The sequence below is a fragment of the Corallococcus llansteffanensis genome (assembly GCF_003612055.1).
Lineage (GTDB): Bacteria > Myxococcota > Myxococcia > Myxococcales > Myxococcaceae > Corallococcus > Corallococcus llansteffanensis.
This window is the reverse complement of sequence record NZ_RAWB01000510.1, coordinates 1-7,227: the sequence shown is the minus strand read 5'-3', so window position 1 is coordinate 7,227 and position 7,227 is coordinate 1. Positions and strand designations below refer to the sequence as shown.

The window sequence follows — 7,227 nt, the reverse complement described above, 5'->3', positions numbered from 1 at the left end:
CCCCTTCCCCACATCCGCTGGCGGACAGAGCGGCTGTACGCCCCCGGGCACTCGTATCGTCCCCCGGAGGGAATCCGTTGCCTTTCCGGACGTTCGAGGAAGCCAAGTGAGGACCGAGACCCCAGAGAAGAGGTGTCTATTGAGGAAACCCCGTGAACTTTTGTCAGGGGGCCGCGGTCAAATCACACGGTTGACCCCGCGAAAGGGGAGAGGGGAGGGCAGGCGATGACATGGCTTTCGGGCGACGCCCGGAGCCCAATCCACCGGACCCGAAGGGGCTTGTCAGGGTTCCCAGGTGGGCGCGGTCCTTACGCGGGTGCTCCCCTCCTTCGGGGCCCCGGTGCGGATTGGTAGTCCAAGGAGCACACCACCCATGAAGTCTTTTCTCTTGGTACCCAAGGAGTCCATCGAGACGCAGGCCCGGCCGGGTGTTCGCGGCACGGCCCAGGGCGAGCGCGTCCTCGTGCGCAGTACCGCGCTGCGCTTCGGCGGCGCGCAGAAGGCCCCGGACGCCCTCACGGCCCTCGGCCTGCGTTCGGCCACCCTGCCCGGCATGAAGCCGGCCATCAGCGGTCAGGAGCCCCGGGGCCGGAAGGGCGCCGGAGGCCGCAAGAGCGCCGGCACCCGCGGCGCTGGCGCCAGCACCGTCCCCCTGCCGGGCGCACCCGTGACGGAGCAGACTGGCTCCGAGGCGGGCAGCTACCGGTACATGCCCCTCATCGGCGCCACCATGGCGCACTTCTACTCCGTGGACGCCGAGAACGCGGCCCGCGGAGAGCTGGCGGAGGAGTTCGAGTTCATCCCGGACGTGGTGCCCCTGTCCTTCCCGGGCCCGGTGTCGGCCGGACAGACGGGGCCGCGCAACCGCGGCATGAGCTCGCTCGCACAGCGCGAGTGGCCCGACGAGTCCGGTGTCCCCCTGGCGCACGCCCAGGGCATCCGGGGTGCCGGCGTGATGCTGGGCATCCTGGACACCGGCGTGGACGCGGACCACCCGGAGCACGCGAGCAAGACCATCCAGTTCCGCTACGTCTCGCTCTTCCCCAACTCGCCCCACAACCCCGCGCGCGACGTGCGCGGCTTCGATCCGGACGGCCACGGCACCCACGTGTGCGGCATCGCCGCGGGCGTGCACCACGGCGTCGCGCCGGAGGTGGACCTGTACGCCGCCTCCGTCATCGAATCGGAGACCATCCGCACCAGCCTCGGCCGCGTCGCCGCCGGCATGGAGTGGCTGCTCCACCAGTTCAGCCGTCCGGAGAACGCCTCGCGTCCCGCCGTGGTCAACCTGTCGCTGGGTTTTCCGCTGCAGCCGCCGCCGGGCATCTCCGAAGCGGACTACCTGCTGAATCAGCGCGCCCTGCAGACCATGCTGCGTCGACTGCTGGACAGCAATGTCCTGCCTGTTGTCGCGGCAGGTAACAGTGGCCCGGACACGGTTGGTTACCCAGCAGCCTTTCCCGAAGCACTCGCCGTGGGGGCAGTCGACTTCGAGCGCACCGTGGCCACCTTCTCCGCCAGCGGCGCCGTGGGACGTCGCGTCGTGCCGGACGTCATGGGCTACGGGGTGAATGTGTATTCGTCTACTGAACGCCGCTGCAACAATCAGGCGTTCTATGAACGAATGAGCGGCACGAGCATGGCGGCGCCTTATGTCGCGGGTATTGCAGCGCTGTATCGTTGCCGTGCCCCTGACTTGACGGCGTTGGAAGTGAGGGATTTGATTCTGACCAACGCCATCAAGCTCCCTCGCTCGGGCAACCACCGGACGGGGAAGGGCCTGGCTGTTTTCAGGTGACGCGGTAGTTGCCGGGGCCGGTGCCAGGTGAGCACCGGACCCGGGGGAGGGTGTTGGCCATGAGCAGGAAGACAGGCGTGCCGGGCAATCCTGGTGACATCTCGGCTCGGATGGCCTCCGTCGCCGCCGTGCGTCCGTTGCCGGGCAGCGGGGGTTCGGTGCGCGCGCTCCCCGGCTCCGGGTACTCCGGTGGCTCGGGGGCGGGTCGTGCGTCGGAGCAGGACATCGACGTCACGGTGATGCCCCGGGAAGCCGCGGAGCCCCCCGGACGTCCGGCGCCCGCTCGGGCCCCCCTGCGCTCGCGCGCGGAGGTCTTCCGGGACGGCCAGGCCGAACATGCCCGCTTTCGCGAGAGCTTCATGCGCTGGCTGGAAGCCCACCAGCTCGTGGGGGCCGTCCGCGCCATGAGCGAGCCGGGCGGTTCCCTGCCCATGCTGCACGTGCGCTGTGCTCCGCGCGTGTTGGATCAGCTTCGTCGCGCGCCGGAGTTCGAGGCGGGCACGATGATGCCGCTCGAACGCAATTACTAGAGAGCCCTGTCGCAAGCCTCCTGTCGCAAGGTCCGGGCCCCGCTTCCCTTGTAACGGAAGGCGGCCTTCCGGCGGTCTATCCGCCGTCGCGAAAGGTCGCCCGCGTGGGGGGAGGGCGCTTTCGCTGGGGAAGAAGTCCCACGCCGCGCTCGTCCTGGTGGAACCGACGACGGAGGCTGCTTCTTCCTGATTAACCTAGAAACTCGGGATTGTGGCGTCTAGCGGCCACTGGACCGGAGTGGGATTCAGCCGTCTGGAATGAGACGGATGGGGTCAATCAATACGGCAAGCGTCCTCGAAAGCCAGACGCGGGTTGCGCGGGAAGAGCTTCTGGGCGTCGCCGTAGCCCAGGTTGATGAGGAAGTTCGACTTCCAGCCCGTCCCCTCGAGGAAGGCCGCGTCCACCTTCGCCTTGTCGAAGCCGCCCATGGGGCCGCAGTCCAGCCCCAGCGCGCGCGCGGCGAGGAGGAGGTAGGCGCCCTGCAGCGAGCTGTTCATGGAGGCGGTCTGCTCGCGCGCCTCCGGGCTCTGCGCCGCGAAGACGCTCTTCATGTCGCGCGAGGGGAACAGCCTGGGCATCTGCTCGTGGAAGGCGGTGTCGTACGCCACGATGACCGTGACGGGCGCCTGCATCGTCTTGTCCACGTTGCCCGGGGCCAGGGTGGGCTTGAGCTTCTCCTTGGCCTCGCGGCCCTTCACGAACACCAGGCGCATGGGCTGGGTGTTGGCCGCCGTGGGCGCCATGCGCGCCAGCTCGTAGAGGCGGCGCAGGGTGTCGTCCGGCACCGGCCTGTCCAGCCAGGCGCCGTGCGTGCGCGCCTCCGTGAAGAGTTGCTCCAGGGCGGCGGCATCCAGGGCGGTGTTCGTTGGGCTCATGGCCCAGGGGTAGCGCTGGCGCTTTTATTTTGCAAGCAACTTCCTAAAAGTAAGTGAAGACCCCCAGGTGTTCCTGACGGGAGGGGAGGGGCGTCGCTATACTCGGGCAGGAGGCGACACGATGCATGACGACCTGAGCCCGCTCTGCGGACGGTTCCTGGCGGCGGCCGACCTGCTGGGCAGGCGGTGGACGGGCGTCATCCTGCGCATCCTGCTGGATGGGCCGCGCCGCTTCGGGGAGCTGGCGCAGGGCATTGGCACCATCAGCGAGCGCGTCCTGTCGGAGCGGCTGAAGGACCTGGAGGCCGAGGGCATCATCGAGCGCCACGTCGACCCGGGCCCGCCCATCCGCTCCGAGTACCGCCTGACGCAGAAGGGTCAGGACTTCTGGAAGGTCATCGACGAGCTGGGCAAGTGGGCGGAGCGCTGGGTGGAGCTCAAGCCCGCGCCCGTGTCCGTGTCCGGCAAGAGCGTGGCCGCGAAGGCCGCGCGGGCCGCGCCCCGGAAGCGCAAGACGGCCTGAGCTTCCGGAGCAGGGCGGGGGGCAAGGCCTAGAAGTTGAGGCCGCCGTCCACGTCGATGGTGCGGCCGTTGAAGTACTCGCACTCGATGATGAACTTCACGGCCACCCAGATGTCCTCGGGCAGACCGATGCGGCCCACCGGGATGGAGGCCACCAGCGCGTCGCGGGCCTTCTGGTTCATGCCCTGCGTCATCGGCGTTTCGATCATGCCCGGGGCAACGGCGCCCACGCGGATGGCGAAGGGGGCGAACTCGCGCGACCAGGTGACGGTGTTGGCCGCGAGCGCGGCCTTGGCGGACACGTAGTTGGACTGACCGCGGTTGCCGTGCCGGGCGATGGACGACATGTTGACGATGACGCCGGGGCGCTGGTCCGTCTCCACCATCTTCGTCACCACCTCGCGCACCATCAGCGTGGCGCCCGTGAGGTTGACGCCGATGACGGCGTTCCAGTCCGCGGTGGACAGCTTCTTCACCTGGCCGGTGGTGCGGTCCTTCTTCACGAGCAGCGCGTCGCGCAGGATGCCCGCGTTGTTGATGAGGCCGTTGAGGCCGCCCATGGCGCCGTGGGCCCACTGCACGAAGTCAGTGACGTCCTGCTCGTTGGACACGTCCAGCTTGCGGCGGTGGATGCCCTGGGGCAGCTCCGCCAGCCGCTCCTCGTTGACGTCACCCACGGCCACCTGGCCGCCCGCTTCGTGGATGCGCTGGGCGAAGTGCGCGCCCATGCCCTGCGCGCCACCCGTCACGATGATCTTCAGGTCCTTCAGCTGCATGTGCCTCTCCTTGAGCGTCGCGAAACGGCGCGCAGGGTACGCACACCGCCCCGGCGCTTTCCAGCGCCGAGGAGGCTGAAACCTGAATCAACCTTCAACTTCTTTCATCCCGCCCCGCGACGCGTCGCGTCGCGGCCTACAGCGCGTCGGCGATGACGGCGCCCAGCCGGCGCATGCCCTCGTCGATGAGGTCGGGCGGGCGGTTGGAGTAGTTCAGGCGCATGAACTGGGGCTGCTGCGCGTTGGCGAAGAAGGGCGCGCCGGGGACGAAGGCGACCTTCTGCTCGACGGCGCGGGGCAGCAGCGTGGCGGCGTCCAGCCCTCCGGGCAGCTCCATCCAGAGGAACATGCCGCCGTCCGGCTTCGTCCACTTCGTGCCCGGGGGCATGTGGCGCTCCAGCGAGGAGAGCATGGCCTGGGCGCGCTCGCCGTAGACGGGCATCAGCGCGGCGATGTGGCCCGCGTAGTCGAACGTGGCCAGCAGCCGCGCGGTGGCGCGCTGCGCGAGCGTGGCGGTGTGCAGGTCGGTGGCCTGCTTCGCGATGGTGAGCACCTTGAGCAGCGGCCGCGGGCCCGTCACCCAGCCCAGGCGCAGGCCGGGGGCCAGCGTCTTGGAGAAGGTGGACAGGGACAGCACCACGCCCTGGTCGTCCAGCGACGCCAGCGACGGCAGGTGTTCGCCGCGGAAGCGCAGCTCGCCGTACGGGTCGTCCTCCAGGATGATGAAGCGGTGCTCCTGGGCCAGCCGCACCAGCGCCTTGCGGCGCTCCAGGGACAGGGTGGTGCCCTTGGGGTTCTGGAAGTTGGGGATGACGTAGAGCAGCTTCGGCTGGCGCTTCTTCACCAGCACGGCCAGGTCATCCGTGTCCATGCCGGCGTCGTCGCTGCGCACGGTGGCGAAGTCCACCTCGTAGCCGCCGAAGGTCTGGAGCGCCGCCAGGTAGCTGGGGTCCTCCACCACCACCAGGTCACCCGGATCCAGCAGCACCTTGCCGACCAGGTCCAGGCCCTGCTGCGAGCCGCTGGTGATGAGCACCTGGTCGCTGGTGGTGTGGTGACCCTTGCGGGCCAGGTGCGCGCAGATCCACTCGCGCAGCGGGCCGAAGCCCTCCGTGGTGCTGTACTGGAGCGCCTGGCGCCCTTCCAGGGCGAAGGTCTCCTCGAAGGCCTTCGCGATGGCCTCCAGCGGGAAGAGCTCCGGGGCGGGCAGGCCGCCCGCGAAGGACAGGATGTCGGGGCGCTCCGCGATCTTGAGGATCTCCCGCACCGCGGAGGTCTTCATCCGGGACATGCGCTGGGACAGCCGGTAGGCCGGAGGAGGGGGCAGGGGGGCACTCATAGCGTCCGCGCTCATGGTCATTCTCCGTTCAACAACGCTTCAGGGACACGCACGTGCGTGTCCTCCTTCAAGGTCGACAGGACGATGGTGGTGCTCGTGCGGGTCACACCGGGGATGGTGCGCAGCGTCTCCACCAGCAGGGAGTCCAGGGTCCGCGTATTCGCCGTCTTCACCTTCAGGATGTACGAGTCCTGACCCGCCACCCGGTGCGCCTCCAGCACGTCCGGCAACAGCGCCACCTGCTGCGCGAAGCCCTCGAAGTGCTTGGGGTGCTCGATGCTCACGCCGATGAACGCGGTGATGTCCTTGCCCAGCCGCGTCGCCTCCACCCGCGCCGTGTAGCCCTTGATGACGCCCCGCTCTTCCAGCTTGCGGATGCGCTCGGCCACCGCCGGCTGGGACAACCCCACCCCTCGAGACAGCTCCAGCTGCGTGGCCCGGCCATCACGCTGAAGCATGTCCAACAGGCGGTAATCCAGGGTGTCCATGCGGCTTCCAACCTTATTTTTATAGGTCCCTTGGGTGAACGACGGTGAAGTTATATGCCCCCGCTCAGGATTGCAACACCGTTTGTACGCAAACGGATGAAGCATCTCCAAGGGTCGGGTTCCCAACCTCCCGCGTCCTTTTCCGGCGCCTCCCTGCCTGCCGGGCGCGGGCGGTTTGACGCTCCGCGTTCCTGTCTGGCGTTGACGCAAGGAGCCATCCGTCGGCTTTTGACAAGGCTGTCGGGCGGGTGTTACCCGTCCTGAAAGATGAATCGACCTTCAACTTCAGAACGTGTCCCCGTCACGCCGCGTGGCCAGCGGACGCGGCAGAAGCTGTTGAAGGCGGCCGAAGCGGTGTTCGGGGAGAAGGGCTACGAGCGCGCGTCCATCGCGGACCTCACGCGCAAGGCCAGCGTCGCGCTGGGCACCTTCTACGTGTACTTCCCGGACAAGCAGTCCATCTTCGTGGAGGTGGTGGACGAGCTGGGGGCGCGCCTGCGCCGCCTCATCGCGGAGTCCACCGCCACGTGCACCACGCGCCTGGAGGTGGAGCGCGAGGGCCTGCGCGCCTTCTTCGAGTTCGTGCGCCAGCACCCCAACCTCTACCGCGTCGTGCGGCAGGCGGAGTTCGTGGACGCGGACTGCTACCGCCGCTACTACGACCGCTTCGCCCGGGGCTACGTGCGCGGCCTCACCCAGGCGATGGACGCCGGCGAGGTGCGCCGCATGGATCCGGAGGCGCTCGCCTACTGCCTGATGGGCATTGGCGACTTCCTGGGCATGCGCTGGGTGCTCTGGGAGGAGGATCCGGGCCTGGAGCGCGTGCTCGACACCGCGATGACGCTGCTGAGCCACGGCCTGTCCTCCGGCACCCCCCCGCCGCGCCCCACCCTCCTTT

General features: G+C 68.7%; 8 protein-coding genes. 4 read left to right on the top strand and 4 right to left on the bottom strand.

The annotated features are described in order from the left end of the window. Positions 1 to 373 precede the first annotated feature (373 nt). Together popC and popD are read left to right on the top strand one after the other, a co-directional pair. Complete coding sequence (gene popC / locus D7V93_RS33555) at positions 374 to 1,798, top strand: subtilisin-like protease PopC (RefSeq protein ID WP_120647256.1); 1,425 nt, start codon at positions 374 to 376, stop codon at positions 1,796 to 1,798. Between the two features lie 59 nt (positions 1,799 to 1,857). Next, positions 1,858 to 2,328 (top strand): PopC secretion inhibitor PopD, encoded by a 471-nt coding sequence (gene popD, locus D7V93_RS33550; protein WP_120647255.1) that lies wholly within the window; start codon positions 1,858 to 1,860, stop codon positions 2,326 to 2,328. A 273-nt stretch (positions 2,329 to 2,601) separates the two neighbouring features. Here the strand turns inward: popD and D7V93_RS33545 are convergent, their stop codons facing one another. After that, the gene (locus tag D7V93_RS33545; protein ID WP_120647254.1) at positions 2,602 to 3,204 is read right to left on the bottom strand and encodes a malonic semialdehyde reductase; all 603 of its coding nucleotides are present in this window, start codon (positions 3,202 to 3,204) and stop codon (positions 2,602 to 2,604) included. Positions 3,205 to 3,325: 121 nt separating this feature from the next. Between D7V93_RS33545 and D7V93_RS33540 the strand changes: the two genes are divergently transcribed. Next, a complete protein-coding gene (locus tag D7V93_RS33540) occupies positions 3,326 to 3,727 on the top strand; it encodes a winged helix-turn-helix transcriptional regulator (RefSeq protein ID WP_120647253.1) in 402 nt (133 codons plus the stop codon). Between the two features lie 28 nt (positions 3,728 to 3,755). Here D7V93_RS33540 and D7V93_RS33535 read toward each other — a convergent pair whose 3' ends face one another. The 3 genes from D7V93_RS33535 to D7V93_RS33525 all read right to left on the bottom strand — a co-directional run bounded on the left by D7V93_RS33535 (position 3,756) and on the right by D7V93_RS33525 (position 6,329). Next, positions 3,756 to 4,502, bottom strand: coding sequence for an SDR family oxidoreductase (locus tag D7V93_RS33535; protein WP_120647252.1), 747 nt, complete (start codon positions 4,500 to 4,502; stop codon positions 3,756 to 3,758). Positions 4,503 to 4,638: 136 nt separating this feature from the next. Further along, positions 4,639 to 5,856: an aminotransferase-like domain-containing protein gene (locus D7V93_RS33530; RefSeq protein WP_120647251.1), complete on the bottom strand. Its 1,218-nt coding sequence runs from the start codon at positions 5,854 to 5,856 to the stop codon at positions 4,639 to 4,641. 2 nt (positions 5,857 to 5,858) lie between these two features. Then, entirely contained in the window at positions 5,859 to 6,329 is a 471-nt protein-coding gene (locus D7V93_RS33525; protein ID WP_120647250.1) for an Lrp/AsnC family transcriptional regulator, read from the bottom strand. A 267-nt stretch (positions 6,330 to 6,596) separates the two neighbouring features. On the opposite strand from D7V93_RS33525, the gene D7V93_RS33520 reads away from it, so the two are divergent. Further along, positions 6,597 to 7,227: TetR/AcrR family transcriptional regulator (locus D7V93_RS33520; RefSeq protein WP_147451476.1), on the top strand; the 631-nt coding region annotated here is incomplete at its 3' end.

Coding starts and splice junctions, on each gene's coding strand:
- popD (WP_120647255.1), top strand. CDS start 1,858: ATGAGCAGGAAGACAGGCGTGCCGGGCAATCCTGGTGACATCTCGGCT.
- D7V93_RS33535 (WP_120647252.1), bottom strand. CDS start 4,502: ATGCAGCTGAAGGACCTGAAGATCATCGTGACGGGTGGCGCGCAGGGC.
- D7V93_RS33545 (WP_120647254.1), bottom strand. CDS start 3,204: ATGAGCCCAACGAACACCGCCCTGGATGCCGCCGCCCTGGAGCAACTC.
- D7V93_RS33530 (WP_120647251.1), bottom strand. CDS start 5,856: ATGAGCGCGGACGCTATGAGTGCCCCCCTGCCCCCTCCTCCGGCCTAC.
- D7V93_RS33525 (WP_120647250.1), bottom strand. CDS start 6,329: ATGGACACCCTGGATTACCGCCTGTTGGACATGCTTCAGCGTGATGGC.
- D7V93_RS33540 (WP_120647253.1), top strand. CDS start 3,326: ATGCATGACGACCTGAGCCCGCTCTGCGGACGGTTCCTGGCGGCGGCC.
- popC (WP_120647256.1), top strand. CDS start 374: ATGAAGTCTTTTCTCTTGGTACCCAAGGAGTCCATCGAGACGCAGGCC.